Genomic DNA, 16,988 nt, shown 5'->3' with positions numbered 1-16,988 from the left:
TGCGATACCGCTTCTTGGTTCGAGCAACCATGGCAGATTAAGCAGGCCTCGATATCGTAGACATTGCCCGGTCTCGCTACGGAGTCGACGCCGCGCGGGCAGCAGTTGCGATCGATGATAGCAGCTAACTCTTGAGCGGCAAACTCTACTTGCAGTCACTTTTTCATTGCTACTATTGGGAGATGACTGCTCTTCTTTTCCCCATGCGGACCCGGTGGTCCCAGTCGGTACGCTGAAGGCGAAAGCGGCATGACAAACGCAGAATTGGCTACACTCGTCGCCGTCAACCTGAATCCCCTTTTTAAGCGCGCATCTGTGCTTGCAGGCGCGGACTGTCACGCAGCATGGGCCTTCGCTCCACGAAACCCCTGCTTTGCCCTACACAGGGGTGACAAAATGTTGCATGGGGTTATTTATGAAACGAGTTCCGAACATGGCAAAGGCTGATATTAAATAATGAATAACGCACATTCGCATTTCCATATCCGCTGAAAGGCAAGCAATTGAATATCGGCATCCGCATCAATATCACTACCCTGCTTCACATTGTCGAAGCGCTCGGCATCCTGTCGTTTGCCTGCTCCGGATTCATCGAGGCCCGGCGCAAGGACATGGATATCGTCGGTGTATTTACCGTCGCTTTCATCACAGCCTTCGGCGGCGGGACTCTGCGCGACCTGCTGCTCGACCGCAGGCCGTTGTTCTGGGTAGAGCATCACGAATACACCCTGATGGTTTTTATCGTTGCGCTGGTGGCGACCCCGATCCTGCCGCATCTCCGTTCGGGGCTGTCGGAAAAGATCATCATCATCGCCGACACGGTGGGGCTGGGAGTATTCAGCGTTGCCGGCACCTCGCTGGCCGTGGACGCCGGGATGCCGGTGTTCGTATGCGTGATGATGGGGGTGATCACCGGCATCTTCGGCGGCGTGCTGCGCGATGTCATCTGCAACGAAATACCGCTGGTGTTCCGGCGCGGGCACCTGTATGCGACCTGCTCGTTCGCCGGCTGCTGGACCTTTCTCGTGCTTGACTGGCTGCCGGTATCGCAGGCGGTCGCGGTCGGGTCAAGCGTATTCGTGACCTGTGCGTTGCGTTACCTGTCGGTACGCTTCGACCTCAAGCTGCCGGGATAGGAGCGTTCGACCATCACGCCGTGCGCAACTTGCGCAGGATTTGCGGCGCATGGAAGTGATTCAACGGCCCATGGCCGCCGCCGGTACGCACATCGGCGCCCTGCGCGATCGATTCACGGATATAGCCATGCGCGAGCGTCACCGCCTCCGCCAGCGAATCGCCGAGGGCGAGACGGCAGGCAATCGCGGTCGACAACGTGCAGCCGGTGCCATGGGTGTTGCGGCTTTCGATGCGCGCGCCTTCCAGGCGCAGAGGTTGCGCGTCGACCTGCAGCAGCAGGTCGACAAGCCGCTCGCCGGCGAGATGTCCGCCTTTCAGCAAGACCGCGCGCGTTCCGAGCCGCAGCAAGTCATTGGCGGCATCCGCCAGTTGCGCCTCTTCGCGCACCGGTCGGTTCAGCAGCAGTGAAGCTTCATCGAGGTTGGGCGTCACCACCGTCGCCAGTGGAAACAGTTCCCTGACCAGTACCGCAACGGTTTCCTCCGCGATCAGGCAGTCGCCGCTGGTGGCTACCATCACCGGGTCCAGCACGACGTTCCGCCACCGGTAGCGACGGATGGCGCGCGCCACCACATGCACCACTTCCGGATCGTGCAGCATGCCGAGCTTGACGGCATCGACCCCGATGTCATCCATCACCGCATCGATCTGTTGTTCCAGCATGGTCGGCGGCACCGCGTGGATGCCGGTGACACCGCGGGTGTTCTGCGCAGTGATCGCCGTGATGGCGGTCATGCCATAGCAGCCCAGTGCGGAACAGGTTTTCAGATCGGCCTGGATGCCGGCACCGCCGCCGCTGTCGGAGCCGGCGATGCTGAGCACGCGCGGATAACGAAACGGCAGGCCGGAATTGTTCATGCTCGTCGGGTTCATTGTGTTCCCTGCGGTTGCTTACTTAGTCGGGCTTGCGGAATTCGTTTTCAATCCATTTCGCCGCGCTGCCCGGGTTGAGCTTGAAGTTCGGCGCGACGGTCACCTGGGCAAGCTGTTCGCCGGATTCGTCGCGTGCGCTCAGCAGCGCATACGGATCGTCCTCGTCCGGCACGATGTCGAGCATGACCGTGATCCTTGCGGAGCCGGTGTCGACATCGACGCTCTTGTGCAGCATCGCATGCAGCTGCTGCTCATGCCGGCGCAGTACTTCCGATGCCGTCTTCACCAGCGTATGGAACGCGGAGGTGTCGAGCGGCTTTGGATTTTTCTTGTCGCGGCCCATGGTCCAGGGGCCGACCAGTGCCGGCTCCGCTTCACCATCCTTGATCATTTCCACTGCCCAGCCGTCATCGTCTTCATTCTTGATGACCCGGGCGGTCCAGCCGTCGTCTCGCCAAAGGCGCGCTTCATGGATGACGCCGTCTTCGGCAGCTGTTTCATCGGCCGGCAGGTCGTCTGGGGATGCGGAATCTTGATTCATCGTGTCATCGCTTTTTGCAGGAATTCGGGTTGCCATCATAGACGAATTCCATTGCAGCCACAGCTTTCCGGAGGGAACCGCATTTTGCCGGGGAGCCGCTACATGAATGCCTGCCATGCGGACATTCAATATGTAAATTTGTCGCGTCGATGGTAAAGCCGCGCAGTTTCCTCATGTCCATGAAAACCAATCCCGGCCGGCAAGCCGCATGGCGCCTTGTCTTGAACAAACCTTCCCCTGCCGATGGAGATTTGCCTTCGACGGAATGTTCAGGCACGGGGAATGCATAGCAATACGGATCGTAAATGCATCTGGCGTGCATTGGAAATGAAAAGGATAAGCTCATGTATCAGGATTTCAAGGCAGACACTCTGCTTGAAGAGGTGCACAAGGACGTAGACAGAAGCGCCGTCCGGTCGATGTATTTTTCGCTGCTCGACACCGAGGCCGACAACGGTGCGATGGAACAGGCGCGCGATTTCCTGCGTGCAAAGCTGAAAGAAACGCAAGGCCTGGATTGCGACCTGCCTGACGATATGCGCATGCTGGCGTCCTGGATCGATGCCAACACCGAGAGCGTCGGACGGCAGTACCACGAGTATCTCGAAGCCCGCAAGGCCGGCGGCGCACGGCGTTACTTCCGTAACAAGTCACACGCGCTGTATTTCCTGAAATGCGTTGCGCCGACGAAGCTGGTCGATGGTGCATGGCTCTACGGCGTGCTGTCGAGATGGAACGACGCCCGCTTTGCATCGCTGATCCGGATCTATCTGGAAGAACTGGGAGAAGGACTGCCGACCAAGAACCACGTGGTGCTCTATCGTGAATTGCTGGCGTCGAATGGTTGCGAGCAATGGGACAAGCTGTCCGACCAGCATTTTGTGCAGGGTGCGATCCAGCTCGCGCTGGCGCATCATGCGGACGAATTCCTGCCCGAGGTGATCGGCTTCAATCTCGGGTATGAACAGCTCCCCCTGCATCTGCTGATCACTGCCTATGAATTGAATGAACTGGGCATCGATCCCTATTACTTCACGCTTCATGTCACGGTCGACAACGCCGATACCGGCCATGCGCAGAAATCGCTGCAGGGATTGATGGATGCACGCCCCCGCATCGGCGACACGGCGGACTTCTACCGGCGCGTGAAGGAGGGTTACCTGCTCAACATGCTGGGCGCCGGCACCACGTCGGTGATCGCCTCGTTCGACCTGGAGAAGGAACTGATCGGCATTTTCGAACGCAAGAGCGCGGTCGGCAAGCACCTGCATTCCGATTATTGCCGGGTGGCGGGACGCACCGTCAACGACTGGCTCTCCGATCCGGCACGTATCCCGGACTTCCTCGCAAGCCTGGAACACGCAGGCTGGATCAAGCGCAACCAGGACCCGAGCCACAGCCGTTTCTGGAAGCTGATCCAGGGCGACCGGGCCGACATGTTCGGTGTATTCACCGCATACGAACAGCAGATCATCGCCGACTGGATTGCGGGCGACATGTCGGCCGAACCGGCACCGCAGGCAAAGCCGCGCCAGCTCACGTTCAAGGCCAAGCAAAGACTGCTGGATACGCTCGGCCAGCAGACGGCTGGCAGGCAGCACCGCACGATGGCGCGCGGCGTCATTCGGCAGCACTACGCGCGCGATGGTGTCGATGACAGCGGCAACGAATTCAACGCCGACCTGCGCCGCCTGGAGGAGCAGCTTGCATCGCTGTCCGACAAGGCGGAGACCATGGCGCTGTTGACGCGCCTGATGTCGCCGGCCAGCCACCACACCGCACCAGGCCTGATGGCGACGCGCATTTTTACGCGTTTGCTTGGTTAGGCTGTGTTTGATATGCCCTAGGATTTCAACGAGGCCAAGCGCAATCGGCGGGTGTTCGGCGCCACCGCGTCCTCCTGCTCCAGGCGCGCCCGGTAGAGTGCAGCAACCAGGTCCGATTGCGTGATCATGCCGACCAGCCGGCCGTTGCGGTCGACGATCGGCAGATGATGCAGGCCGCTATCGGCGAACAGGGCCACAAGGGTGGCAATAGGCTGGTCGGCGAAGGCGGTCTGCACGTCGGCGGTCATGATCTGCCCGACCACTTCCGGCTTTTCGGAATGCGTGCGTAGCGTGCGCGTCAATAGTGCACGCAACGAAGCCGCCAATCCCTCCACGGTATTGATGTCGCACTGCTTGATGAAATCATGCTGGGTGATGATGCCGATGATGCGCTGAAAGCGATTCACCACCGGCAGTGCCTTGATATCATGCTCATTCATTAGATTCCAGGCGGATTGCAAGTCGGTGCCGAACTCGACCTTGACGATATCGCGGGACATGATGTCCTCGCAGGTAATCTCGCCGAAGCGCCGCTGGTACACCTGCATCTCGGTGCGCAGCAGGATTTCCTCCAGGTCGTCGCGGCTGATGTCCAGCAACTGGTTGTACTGCTTGAGCGCCGCATCGAGGTCGGCAGGCGTGATGCCGAGCCGTTCGGTGGGTAGCAGATCGTCGGTGCGATGCTGGTTGGCATGGTCGGGCGCGAAATGCGGGTACCGGCGGCCGCACAGGTTGTTGTAGGCAACCGCCGCGGCCAGCAGCAGCATCGCGTTCAGCACGACAGGCAGGATGGCATGGCCGACATACTGCCCGAACTCATGCTGTGCAATTGCCGGCGCGGCAAGGGCCGTCCCCAATGCCAGTGCGCCGCCCGGCGGATGCAGGCAGCGCAGCAGGAACATCGCCGATATGGCAAGGCCGGCGGCGATGCATGCCGACGCGAGCGGATACGGGATCAGTGCGGCGCAACAGATACCGATCAGCGCCGAAATCATGTTCCCGCCCAGCATCGGCCATGGTTGCGCGAGCGGACTCGCCGGCACGGCGAAGAGCAATACGGCGGAAGCGCCCATCGGTGCAACCAGCCATGTGCTGCCGGGAGCGGCACCGAGGAGCCACTGACTTGCGGCGCCGGTGACGAACAGGCCGACCAGCATGCCGACGATCGATCGAGTGCGTTCTCGTGCATCGATCTTGACGGGTTCGGGAAGATAGCGGCGCAGCCGGTTGAACAAGGATTTCATCAGCGTAGTGGAAGCAAAACGAGCGGACTCTCGCCGGCGCGCCATGCAGCTTGCGCGTTGTCGTTGGCAGAAAGTCACATGGACAATGGCACGGCGTGAAGAGGATTGCGCTGCAAGGCCGGGCATTCCACCGGGAACCTGCGGCGGCCCGTTCTTTGTCGTTCGCCGGCAGGAAGTGTACAGCCTTGCGCGCGCGCGAGCAAAGCCGGACATTATGCCCGCCGGCGTGTTTCCCTGTGCAGGCCATCGGTCATGCCGCGCAGCCTGCCGGCGAAAGCCTCCATCGCGAACGGCTTGGACATCACTTCCATCCCGGGTGCAAGTTCGCCATTGCGGATTGCTGAGTTTTCCGCATAGCCCGTGATGAGAAGCACCCGCAGGTCGGGACGCAGCGTGCGGGCCACATCGGCGAGCTGGCGTCCGTTCATGCCCCCCGGCAGTCCGACATCGGTCACCAGCAGGTCGATGTCCACGGACGATGTCATCATCGACAGTGCTTCGGCAGCATCGGCCGCCGCCAGGGGCGCATAACCCCACTCGCGCAACATCTCCACCAGGACATCGCGCAGATCGGCCTCATCATCGACGACCAGCACCTTCAGGGCGGCGGGCGCGGGCTGCGGCTGGGCGACTTCCTTGGCCTCGTCGTCCGCTGCCGTGCAGTCATGCCTGGGAAGGTACAAAGTAACCGTCGTTCCCCGGCCGGGCTGGGACGTGATTCGTATATGCCCCCCTGACTGGGTGACGAAACCATAAATCATCGACAGGCCGAGGCCGGTTCCCTGGCCCAGCGGCTTGGTGGTGAAGAACGGATCGAACGCGCGTGCGGCCACTTCGGGCGTCATGCCCATTCCGGTGTCGGTGACGCTGAGAAGCACGTACTCCCCGGGCGGAAGATCCATCGGAACCGGCATGCCTTGCGCATCCGCGTTGGCGGTACTGATCGTCAGCCGCCCGCCGTCGGGCATCGCATCCCGGGCATTGATGACGAGGTTGAGCAGCGCATTTTCAAGCTGGTTCTGGTCGCACAACGTACCCCACAGCGTTTCCGCGAGCGCCATGTCGGTCACGATGGACGGCCCCACCGTGCGCTTGATGAGGTCCTCCATCGATCCGGCGAGGCGATTCAGGGAGGTGGGTTTCGGGTCCAGCGTCTGCTGGCGCGAAAAGGCGAGCAGGCGGTGGGTCAGCGCGGCAGCGCGATCGGCGGCGGCAGTGGCCCCGTTGATATAGCGGTCGAGGCCGTCCGTCCTTCCCTGCCGGATGCGCATCTGCATCACTTCCAGATTGCCGATCATGTCAGCCAGGAGATTGTTGAAGTCATGCGCGATACCGCCGGTCAGCTGACCGACCGCTTCCATCTTCTGCGCCTGGCGCAGCGCCTGTTCGGCATGCAGCAATGCTTCCGCCTGCTTCTTTTCGGCGGTGACGTCCCGCGCGACGGCATGGATATATTCCGAATCCGGAACCGCAATCCAGGACAGCCAATGCCACGACCCGTTCTTGTGCCTGTAGCGGTTCTCGAAGCGCAGCGTCCTTATGCCCTGCGCCAGCTTTCCGGCCTCGGCCAGCGTGCTCGCCATGTCGTCCGGATGGACAAAATCGAGGAATCGTTTCCCGAGCAGTTCCCTGTCGCTCCAGCCCAGGACCATCGACCAAGCGGGATTGACCGCGGTGATGGTGGCGTCGAAGCGCGCAACCAGCATGATGTCCGTGGACAGCCGCCACATGCGGTCGCGGTCGGCGGTACGGCTGGCCACTTCTTCTTCCAGGCTGACGTTGATCTGGGCCAGGCGCTCGGTCCCTACCGTCTGTTCATGTACGTCGGTATTGGTGCCGACCCAGCGGCTCACGTTGCCGCGTTCGTCATGTACCGGCAAGGCACGCGCGATGTACCATCGGTATTCGCCATCGCGCCGCCGCAGGCGAAATCTGTTCTCATAGTGAACGCCCCGGGCAATCGATTGCGACCACGCTGCCATCGTGGTGCCGACATCGTCCGGGTGCACCACCTTGATCCATTCATCGGTATCCAGTTCTCCCGGCCCGGCGCCAGTGTAATCGTACACCCGCCTGTTGAACCAGAAGATCTTGCCGTCGCAGTCTGCCATCCATGCATGGTTCGGCATGGCCTCCGCCAGTGTCCTGAACTCCTGTTCCTGCTTCGCAAGCGCTTCGTTGACGAGCTTGGCGTCGTTAATATCCTGTGTCGTGCCATACCATTTGACAATGCCGCCGGCGCTGTCGGCGCGGCGATAGGCGCGCGAGCGCATCCAGTGATAGCCGCCGTCACGCATGCGCACCCGATGTTCGATGTCGTAGTCGTCGCCGGTCGCGATGGATGCAGACCATGCATCCATCGACCGTGCACGATCCTCCGGATGAATGGCATCGCCCCATGAGCTGCCCAGGCCTGACGTACCGGTCCACTCGGACCAGCGACGCGATACCCGGTCCAGCTGCCCCTCGGGCCCGGCCGTCCACTGCACATGCGGGTTGAGTTCGACCGTATGCCGGTAATGCTCTTCGCTATCGCGCAGCGCCTGCTCGGCGCGGACCCGTTCCAGCGCTTCCCAGGTGCGTTCGGCGACGTCCTCCGCCAGCGATGCATCGTCGTCGGACCATCTGCGCGGCTCGGGCTCATGCAAATAAAACACCGCGGTGAAACGGCCGGCCTTGATCAGGGGCACGACCAGCAGTGACCGGGTTCCGATGCTCGCATATCCCTCCGCATAGGGAGCGGAATGCGGATCGGCGGCGATGTCCTGCAGCCGCAGCACCCGCCCTGCCCTCAGCTCGTCGATGATCATCGGCCCGAAGCCGTTCAGCGGCCGGGTTTCACCGGCGAGGCTCGGAATCCGGCCGTTTGTCCAGTCCCGCTCAACCGCGACCGTCTCTTCCCGGGAGTCGATCTCGCCGTAACCGACACGCGCGACATTCAGGTAAGTCCCCAGCAGTTCGCTGGCGGCGGCCATGACGTCGATCGGGTCGGAGAGGTTGCGCAGCCTGTCGGCCAGGGCAAGACGGAAGCGCTGGCGCTGCTCGATGACGACCTGCTTCGTCGTTTCGGCGAAGGTAACCAGTACACCCGCCACATTGCCGGCATCGTCCGGGACCGGGCTGTAGGAAAAGTTGAAGTAGCAATCCTCCGGGTAGCCGAAGCGTTCGATGGTGAGCTTGAAATCATCGAAGCCGATCGATTCGCCCTTCCAGACCTGCTCCCACATCGGGCCGATCGTGGGCCATATTTCGGACCAGGTGTCCGGCGCGGCGAGGCCGATTGCTCCCGGGTGCTTGTTGCCCAGGATTGAACTGTAGGCATCGTTGTAGAACTGGATGAATTCCCGGCCCCAGGCCATGTACATCGGCAGCCGGCATTGCAGCAGGATGCGAACCGCGGTCCGCAGGCTGGGAGGCCATCCCTCCACCGGGCCTACCGGCGTCCGGCTCCAGTCGAAGGCGCGCATCGCGGCGGCCATCTCGCCGTCGCCGGCAAAGATGTCTTCATCGGCCGGTCGCATATTGATCAGCATGGTCGGCACCGCTTCACGTCGATATTGCATTTATTGCACATGCATTCTCCACTCAGGGCATGGCTAGGACAAGCACTGGCGGCCTGCTGCGCTTTCTGTGCCGGAATCCGTTCGGCCAAGCACTTTCGCAGTATATCGAAGCACTTGCCGGGAACGGGCTTGTCTATAACGGGCGAGGCATTATTTTTGTCGGAACCGGGCAAAACCTTGCAAAAGCCGCTGTGAATGGTTCTTCTTGGAAATCATCAGGGAAATTGCGATGTACAAACCTTCTATCACCTTCTTGACCACCTTTTTGTTGTGTGTGGGACTGCTCACCGTCTCGCCGTCCGGCCTCGCACGGCAGCCGGCAGCCGCTCCCGACGCAACGGCGGCGACATACGGCCAGACCGCGCGCAGTCGCGACGGCATCGGCAAGACCTATCTTGGACGTGAAATCTCGCAGGTGATGGGCTGGCAAGGCGCGGACTGGCTGGATCGCGCGGACCGGGTGAAGGAGGAACGGCCCGATCTGTTGCTGGAAGGACTGGCGCTGAAGCCGGGCATGACGGTGGCCGATGTCGGCGCGGGCACCGGTTACTACACCTGGCTGATTTCGCCGCGCGTGGGCGATGGCGGAAAAGTGTATGCGGTGGATGTGCAACCGGAAATGATCCGCATGATCAAGGAAAGGATGCAGCAGCGCGGTGCCGGCAACGTGTTGCCCGTACTCGCAAGCGCAACCGACACGCGGCTGCCTGCAGCAACGGTCGATCTCGCGTTGATGGTCGATGTCTATCACGAACTTGAATATCCGGCCGAAGTGCTTGACAGCATCGTCCGGTCGCTGAAACCCGGCGGCCGCGTAGTGTTCGTCGAGTATCGGGCGGAAGATCCGGCTGTTCCCATCAAGCCACTGCACAAGATGAGCGAGGCACAGATACGCAGGGAGGCGACCCGCCATGGACTGTCGTGGGAACGCACCATCAACAGTTTGCCCTGGCAGCACATGGTGATATTCCGCCGGGATTGAACGGCTCCGGTGCGCTGATACACTGGCGGTCTGTTTCAGCCTCTGTCTCCCGCCATGATTCGCCATGCTGTATAGATTTCTTGCCGACATCGTACTCGTCACGCATTTCGCCTTTGCCGTATTCACGCTGCTCGGCGGACTGCTGCTGCTGCGCTATCCGAAGCTGATGCCTTACCATCTTGCCGCGCTGTGCTGGGCCGTGATCGTGCAATGGGCCAACCTCATCTGCCCGCTCACGCCGCTGGAAAATCATTTGCGCGTGCTCGGCCACCAGGATGGCTATGCGGCCGGGTTCGTGGAGCATTTCGTGCTCAAGGTGATGTACCCGGACGACCTGACCGTGGAACTTCGCTACCTGATCGGAATGGTATTGGTGGCGGTGAATGCCGCGGTCTATATGCTGGTCATCTGGCGCAGGCGCGCGGCGTCGGGCCGGTCCGCATAGTCGCGGTGCAATCCCGGACCGGCGGAGCGGGCTTCAGACAAAGCACAGGTCGGGGCGAAGCGCCGTCACGAAAACCACTTCCCTTCCACGCGGATCGAGCTCGATATCGATGAAGTTGCGCGTCGCCTCGTCGACGAGCGCGGCGATGCATGTGCCTGCCGCTGAACGCACATTCGCGATTCGTACCGGCAACCCGGCATAGACGGCGATACCCGGATTCGATGTCAGGCAGAAATCGATGTTTTCGCGCCCGGTGCGGATGTTGTAAAGGCACCCTGAATCGGAATAAAAGGCGAATGGATCGTTATTCGCATCCACAACCTGGTCCCCGCTGCTGTTTCCTCCCCAGAACAAAAAAGGTTCATCGTCGTAATAGTCGAAGCCGCTGCTTACCCCGACCGATACGTAGCCGCCACCGCAACCGGTCAATGTTGCCAGCATCAACGCTGCCAACCCCATCCTTGGTTTCATGACATCTCCTTGGCTGTAATGCGTCGCTGTCGGTGACAGCTGATAACAGAAACATTCATTGCAAACCGCAACATCCTGTCGAGCAAAATCTTCAAATGCGTGATGCATAGAAACGGTATCGCTCCGCATCCCATGAAACCAACATGTTTATGACGTCGCCATCTCGCGCATTTCGCCGAAGATCGATCCCCCGTAAAAACATATCCCTCGATGCAATTCATGTGCCTGTTATTTGAGCAGCAAGTTTCATGTGTCGGATGCGCATGGCGAAAAACATTTCTTCATAGGCATGGTTGCCCGTATTTCAAGGTTGATGCGGGTCAGATGATTGGCATAGATCAAATCACAGCACCTTTAAAGGCATATGTTTAATAACAGACAAGAGACCACCTTGCATACAAGGAGACCTGAATGGCCATAGCATGCTGCAGCGAAAGACTCATGCGTTATATGGATACAGCTGGGAAATGCATATAGGCGCGCAGCAGCATCCGAAAACGAAGTCGTCACATCCGAACATCCGAAGACCAGTGTTATTCATTCCTAACAATACCAATCATGGAGACATTCTGATGAGCAAAAAAAATATTGTGATGAGTGTGTGCATCGCTGCTGCAGTAATGGGACTGACCGGCTGTTCCACGCCGGGGAAGATGTCGAAGGAGGTGCTGTCGACCGACAAGATTTATCCGGCGATTGGTCCCTATTCCCAGATGACTTCGTATGGCGGACTGGTTTTTCTCTCGGGGGTCATTCCGCTGAACACGGCGGGCAATGCGGTTCAGGGAACAACGATCGAAGAACAGACAAGACTGGTTCTCGACTACATCGGCGCCAAGCTGCGCTCTCAGGGCTTGTCCTATGACGATGTGGTGATGAGTACGGTCTACATGAAGAATCTTAATGACTTTGCCGTGATGAACAAGATTTACGGCGAATACTTTAAGACCAATGCCCCGGCCCGCGCTACGGTCGAGGTTGCACGGCTTCCACGGGATGTGCAAATCGAAATTGCGGTCGTCGCCGGCCGCCGTTGAAACACATAATTCCACTTAAGGAGACAGCACCATGAACAAGGCAGTCGAACAAGGCAATCCGCAAAATACAGAGCTTTCCTTTTCCGACGAGGAAGTAAAGCGCTGGACGCCGAGCAGGCGGGACTTTCTGCGCATACTCGGCGCAGGCGCTTCCGTTGCAGCGTTCAGTCCCCTGACTGCGTTCGCCAATAATGGCGGCCCAGGCGCCGGCAGTTTGAGAAGTCAGCTGGTGCAGGATGAGCGCTTCTGGGAAAGCGTTAATCGCATGTTCATACTGAACCCGAACAAGACATTCATGAACATCGGTACGGCAGGCTCCATGCCGAAACTGACGCTGGACTTGTTTGACGAGGAAAACCGTGAAAGGGCCAAGGAATCCCTCAGCGGATATAGCAACCTGCTGACTCAGCGCACAAGGGTCGCCCCCGGCTTCGGCGTGGATCCGGACGAACTTGCTTTCTCCGCCAATACGTCGTCCGGCATGTGCCACGCGATTCTCGGCCTGGACTGGAAAGCCGGTGATGTGGTCGTCACCACGAACCATGAACATCCGGGCGGAGACACGCCTTTGGCAATTGCGGTTGCACGCTACGGCATCGAGGTGTCCCGCATCGCACTGCCCGTTGGGAATAACCAGACCGCGGAGACCTACGCCGATCTGTTTACGCAGCGCATCTCCCAGCTCAGAGCCAGCGGCAAGCGTGTCCGTGCAATGATGTGGTCCTCGCCGACCTACAAGACCGGCACGATGCTGCCGCTCGTCGAACTGATGAATGTCGCCAAGGCGAATGAACTGATCAGTATCTGCGACGGTGCTCACCTGCCGGGCATGATGGCCCTCAACTACGCCAACCTCGGCATGGATTTCATGTCCGGCGCAGGACATAAGTGGCAATGCGGCCCGGGCTCGACCGGCATCCTCGTCATCCGTAACAAGATCCGCGCATCCAATCCCCTGCCGTTGCCGAAGTGGTTCCCGATCCATACCAGCAGTTTCCCGACCGCGGCGCAGTCGGGCGTTCGCACCGCCACGTCCACATTCGATGTCGGAAGCGTGGTCACCAGTTGCGGAAGCCTGCATACGCCGATGTTCAACGCACTGGTGAAGGCATGCGACATTTGGGATGAGATCGGACGCAAGAAAATCGAAACCTACGACCTGACCCTTTCCGCATACCTGAAAGAGCGGATCACAGAGCGTTGGGGCGTCACGCGGCTGTATTCGCCGAAGGACGATCCGCGCCTGGTCTCGGCACTCACGTCGTTCAATCCGTTCCACAATCCGGCCGACGTGCTCGACTCCGCCAAATCGACCGCCTTCGTGACACGGATGCTGAACGACTATCCGAAAGGTTTCGTGATCCGCAATGTCAACGTTCCGGTGATCGGATCGGAAAGAGACCACTACGTCATCCGCATCTCGACCCACTTGTGGCATAGCGTGTCGGACGTCGATCGCCTGGTCGACGCCATGTGGGACCTGTCGAAGAAAATGGCCTGATGTCACTGGCCTGATGTCCATGGCCTGAAGTACCGCGTGCCTGCGCCTGACCGATGCGGGCACGCGATTCCCTCCTACATTCCGCCCCAAAGCGACAACCCCGACGAGAAGCGCGCGCGCGAATGCGTATGCCGCATGAACCAGCCGCGGGCCAGGCGCGCCACCACTTCAAGATTCCCCGGCTCCTCGAACGAACAGGTTGCGCCGGGAACGATCTCAATCCGTTTCCGGCAGCGCAACGCGGCATACACGGCGCGATTGGTACGGATCGCCGGCTCGTCGAGTCCGCCGGCGATCAGCAGCGTCGGTGCATTGATGCGATTCAGCAAGCTGCGCGCCGCAGGTTCCGCATGCGCGCCCCGGGCAACAATGGCAGCGACGCCATCGCGTTCGGCGGCGAACTGCAGCGCCGCAGTTGCGCTTTGGCCGGCGCCGTACAGGCCTACAGGAAGATCGCGGGTGGCCGGGTTCCGTCGCAGCCAGTCGTAGCCCGCGCCAAGCCGTGTGCTTTGCATCAGCGCGTCTTCACACATTGGCTGCGACGGGATTTCCGCCGTGTTTAGCGGCTCAAACCAGAAAATGCCGAGGCGCGCATTGTGCAGGATGGCGGCGACGTAATCATTCGGCGGCGTCGAGTGGCAGCCGCTCCCCGGCGCGAACAATATGACGCCGATATGGTCCGCGGGAAGCCAGAGCGTGGCTTCCAGTTCAGCCTGCGAGGCGGATAGGCGAACGTGCTCGCCCTGCGGTGCCGGGATCATTTTTCGTCTCCGGCGGAAGGTATTGCGAGGGAAAATCGCTCCTGCCGCACGTCGGCATGCATGACTGCATGAGGGCACGGAACGACATCGCGGATACGTGGAAATCGACACATGCGACGCGATGCCGGCAGTGACGAAATGCAGGCCGGATCAACGAATAGGCGCCGGTCCGATCCCTCAATATATGGAGAACGGGCGGCCGTGCAGTGCCGGCGCATCCCGGAAGTACATCGTGCAGCGATCATCATGCGTAAGCCAGGATCCGGGTCCGGTCGTCCCGATGCAATCGCCATGCCAAATTCCTGTCCCGTTCTTACCTCACATCATGCCCGGCGAAGTTCTTGCCGGCGGCGCGGGCATGTCCATGTGCGTGGTGGTGTAATAACCCATTTCGATGCCGGTCTTCGGCGTCTTGGGTGTGTTCGGCGAATCGCCGTTCGTACAGCCTGACAACAGGCCGAATACGGTCAATGCCGCTGCGGTGGTCGCGACACGAAAGCCTTGCTGTAACCGCGCATGGAATGAAGTCATTGTCGTACCTCTTATCGGGATGGTTGCGCCATGGCGGCGCCATGGACCGCACTGTTTGCACGCAAACTGCGTTCCTGCATCGACGGTTCGTCTTCGTGCGCCTGCGCGCCCTGCCCGGTCGATTCGGTGAGCTGGCGAAAGTACGCGATGGTCCGGTCCAACCCTTCCGACAGGCCGACCTTCGGCTCCCACTGCAGGGTGGCCCGCGCCTGCGTGATGTCCGGCCGGCGCCGCACCGGATCGTCGCTCGGCAGCGGCTTGAAGACAATGGACGACCGCGAACCGGACAGCGCGATGATGCGTTCGGCCAGTTCCAGCATCGTATGCTCGACCGGATTGCCCAGGTTGACCGGCCCGCAGAATCCCGCCGGGCTGTTCATCAGCCGGTCGAAGGCGCCGATCATGTCATCCACATAGCAGAACGAACGCGTCTGCGCCCCGTCGCCGTAGATGGTGAGGGGTTCGCCGGCCAGCGCCTGGATGATGAAATTCGACACGACGCGGCCGTCGTTCGGGTGCATGCGCGGTCCGTAGGTATTGAATATGCGCGCAATTTTTACCTCCAGTTTGTGCTGGCGGCGGTAATCCATGAACAGGGTCTCGGCGCAGCGCTTGCCTTCGTCGTAGCAGGAGCGGATACCGATCGGATTGACATGGCCCCAGTAGTCCTCGGTCTGCGGATGCACCTGCGGATCGCCGTAGACCTCGCTGGTCGATGCCTGCAGGATACGGGCCTTCACCCGCTTGGCGAGTCCGAGCATGTTGATCGCGCCGTGCACACTCGTCTTGGTGGTCTGCACCGGATCGTTCTGGTAATGCACCGGCGACGCCGGGCAGGCAAGGTTGTAAATCTCGTCCACCTCCACGTAGAGCGGAAAAGTTACATCATGGCGCAGGAGTTCGAAGCGGGTGTTGTTGAGCAGATGCGCAATATTGCGCTTGCTGCCGGTGTAAAAATTATCCACGCACAGCACGTCGTGTCCTTGCGCCAGCAGGTATTCGCAGAGATGCGAACCCAGGAATCCGGCTCCGCCGGTGACGAGGATGCGTTTGCTGTGGGCTTCTTTCATGGGTCACTCCGGGAAAATAAGCGTTTTGCTGCAAATCGAAAATGGACTGTCTATCTCATTTAACTGGCCGATTGCCTCCTGCTTCGAAGGGAGGGCCCAGGAGGGGTAGTGAGGTTGAGCTATTGCATACAGTCGATCAACCTCACTACCCTTGCGCGGGCCGCCCCATCCCAACCTTCCCTGCTGAAACGGGGAAGGAGCTTTTCCTCTGGTTCGGCGAACTTGGATGCGTTGCCAACACCTCCTCGACAACCTCCATCACCGCCCCCGCACTTACCCCTACCGCGCAATCATGTCCAATCGGGCAAACCACATGCATGCAGGGCCTGCAGGGAACGGCCGCGCCGATCACGCGATGGCGCTGCGCGTCCAGCGGCGCCCAGCGCACCGGGTCCGATCCGCAGCAGACGATCACGCTCGGCGTGGTCACCGCGGCGGCGATATGCGAGATGCCGGTGTCGTTGCAGACGACCAGCCGCGCCTGCGCGATCAGTGCTGCCAGTCCGCCGAGGCTGGTCCCGCCGCACAGATTGATCGCCGGCGCATGCATCGCATCCGCGACTGCCCGCACCACGTCTCTTTCGTCATGCGATCCGGTCAGCACCACCCGAAAGCCGCTCTCCGCCAGCCGGTCGGCGACCTCCGCAAAGCGCTGCGGCAGCCAGCGGCGGGACGGAAGCCGCGCGCCCGGATGGACGCAGACATAGCTGCCCGGTCCAGGCAGGTCGTCATGACTGGCGCGGAGTGACTCGTGGTCGGCGTCGTAAAGCGGGAATTCCAATGCATTGCCGCGGGAGGCAATGCCGAGAAAGTTCATCAGGTGAATGAAGCGCAATACTTCATGTTCCTTTTCATCCCACGGCAGAAACCGCGCCGGGTCCGGGCAGCGCTGGCCAAGCTGGTAGAAGCCGGCGACATGGCGGGCGCCGAGCAGCTCGGTGATCGGATTGCTCAGGTTGCCGCTGCCGTGAAGCTGGATGGCCAGATCGAATTCCCTTGTCTGCGC

Annotated in this window: 15 protein-coding genes; 6 read left to right on the top strand and 9 right to left on the bottom strand. The window is 60.6% G+C overall.

What is annotated here, in order from left to right; all coding sequences use genetic code 11:
* The first annotated feature begins 503 nt into the window (after positions 1-503).
* Complete coding sequence (locus V7080_RS03735) at positions 504-1,136, top strand: trimeric intracellular cation channel family protein (protein WP_334187059.1); 633 nt, start codon at positions 504-506, stop codon at positions 1,134-1,136.
* Between the two features lie 13 nt (positions 1,137-1,149).
* Here V7080_RS03735 and thiD read toward each other — a convergent pair whose 3' ends face one another.
* Both thiD and V7080_RS03725 read right to left on the bottom strand, forming a co-directional pair.
* On the bottom strand, positions 1,150-2,010 hold the full coding sequence (gene thiD / locus V7080_RS03730) for a bifunctional hydroxymethylpyrimidine kinase/phosphomethylpyrimidine kinase (RefSeq protein WP_334187058.1): 861 nt from the start codon (positions 2,008-2,010) through the stop codon (positions 1,150-1,152).
* 22 nt (positions 2,011-2,032) lie between these two features.
* A complete protein-coding gene (locus tag V7080_RS03725) occupies positions 2,033-2,551 on the bottom strand; it encodes a hypothetical protein (protein WP_334187057.1) in 519 nt (172 codons plus the stop codon).
* A gap of 344 nt (positions 2,552-2,895) precedes the next feature.
* Here V7080_RS03725 and V7080_RS03720 point away from each other — a divergent pair, with 344 nt between their 5' ends.
* Positions 2,896-4,377: an iron-containing redox enzyme family protein gene (locus V7080_RS03720; protein WP_334187056.1), complete on the top strand. Its 1,482-nt coding sequence runs from the start codon at positions 2,896-2,898 to the stop codon at positions 4,375-4,377.
* A gap of 17 nt (positions 4,378-4,394) precedes the next feature.
* Here V7080_RS03720 and V7080_RS03715 read toward each other — a convergent pair whose 3' ends face one another.
* Together V7080_RS03715 and V7080_RS03710 are read right to left on the bottom strand one after the other, a co-directional pair.
* Positions 4,395-5,621, bottom strand: a complete 1,227-nt coding sequence (locus tag V7080_RS03715) for an HPP family protein (protein ID WP_334187055.1) — start codon at positions 5,619-5,621, stop codon at positions 4,395-4,397.
* 212 nt (positions 5,622-5,833) lie between these two features.
* Positions 5,834-9,184, bottom strand: coding sequence for a PAS domain-containing protein (locus V7080_RS03710; protein WP_334187054.1), 3,351 nt, complete (start codon positions 9,182-9,184; stop codon positions 5,834-5,836).
* Between the two features lie 229 nt (positions 9,185-9,413).
* On the opposite strand from V7080_RS03710, the gene V7080_RS03705 reads away from it, so the two are divergent.
* On the top strand, positions 9,414-10,166 hold the full coding sequence (locus V7080_RS03705; RefSeq protein WP_334187053.1) for a class I SAM-dependent methyltransferase: 753 nt from the start codon (positions 9,414-9,416) through the stop codon (positions 10,164-10,166).
* 64 nt (positions 10,167-10,230) lie between these two features.
* Positions 10,231-10,611, top strand: coding sequence for a DUF2784 domain-containing protein (locus tag V7080_RS03700; protein WP_334187052.1), 381 nt, complete (start codon positions 10,231-10,233; stop codon positions 10,609-10,611).
* A 33-nt stretch (positions 10,612-10,644) separates the two neighbouring features.
* On the opposite strand, the gene V7080_RS03695 is transcribed toward V7080_RS03700, so the two are convergent.
* Positions 10,645-11,082, bottom strand: coding sequence for a hypothetical protein (locus V7080_RS03695; RefSeq protein ID WP_334187051.1), 438 nt, complete (start codon positions 11,080-11,082; stop codon positions 10,645-10,647).
* Between the two features lie 572 nt (positions 11,083-11,654).
* Between V7080_RS03695 and V7080_RS03690 the strand changes: the two genes are divergently transcribed.
* Both V7080_RS03690 and V7080_RS03685 read left to right on the top strand, forming a co-directional pair.
* Positions 11,655-12,119 (top strand): Rid family detoxifying hydrolase, encoded by a 465-nt coding sequence (locus tag V7080_RS03690; protein WP_442947174.1) that lies wholly within the window; start codon positions 11,655-11,657, stop codon positions 12,117-12,119.
* Positions 12,120-12,150: 31 nt separating this feature from the next.
* Positions 12,151-13,620 carry an aminotransferase class V-fold PLP-dependent enzyme gene (locus tag V7080_RS03685; protein WP_334187049.1) on the top strand — a complete coding sequence of 490 codons (1,470 nt, stop codon included), beginning with the start codon at positions 12,151-12,153 and terminating at the stop codon, positions 13,618-13,620.
* A gap of 74 nt (positions 13,621-13,694) precedes the next feature.
* Here the strand turns inward: V7080_RS03685 and V7080_RS03680 are convergent, their stop codons facing one another.
* The 4 genes from V7080_RS03680 to V7080_RS03665 all read right to left on the bottom strand — a co-directional run.
* The gene (locus tag V7080_RS03680) at positions 13,695-14,381 is read right to left on the bottom strand and encodes a dienelactone hydrolase family protein (RefSeq protein ID WP_334187048.1); all 687 of its coding nucleotides are present in this window, start codon (positions 14,379-14,381) and stop codon (positions 13,695-13,697) included.
* Positions 14,382-14,699: 318 nt separating this feature from the next.
* Positions 14,700-14,912 carry a hypothetical protein gene (locus V7080_RS03675; protein ID WP_334187047.1) on the bottom strand — a complete coding sequence of 71 codons (213 nt, stop codon included), beginning with the start codon at positions 14,910-14,912 and terminating at the stop codon, positions 14,700-14,702.
* Positions 14,913-14,923: 11 nt separating this feature from the next.
* Positions 14,924-15,982, bottom strand: coding sequence for a UDP-glucuronic acid decarboxylase family protein (locus tag V7080_RS03670; RefSeq protein ID WP_334187046.1), 1,059 nt, complete (start codon positions 15,980-15,982; stop codon positions 14,924-14,926).
* 145 nt (positions 15,983-16,127) lie between these two features.
* On the bottom strand, positions 16,128-16,988 hold an 861-nt coding region (locus V7080_RS03665; protein ID WP_334187045.1), incomplete at its 5' end, for a glycosyltransferase family 9 protein.

It is taken from the genome of Noviherbaspirillum sp. (assembly GCF_036846085.1).
Taxonomy (GTDB): domain Bacteria; phylum Pseudomonadota; class Gammaproteobacteria; order Burkholderiales; family Burkholderiaceae_D; genus Noviherbaspirillum.
This window is presented reverse-complemented; position numbering and strand designations above follow the sequence as displayed.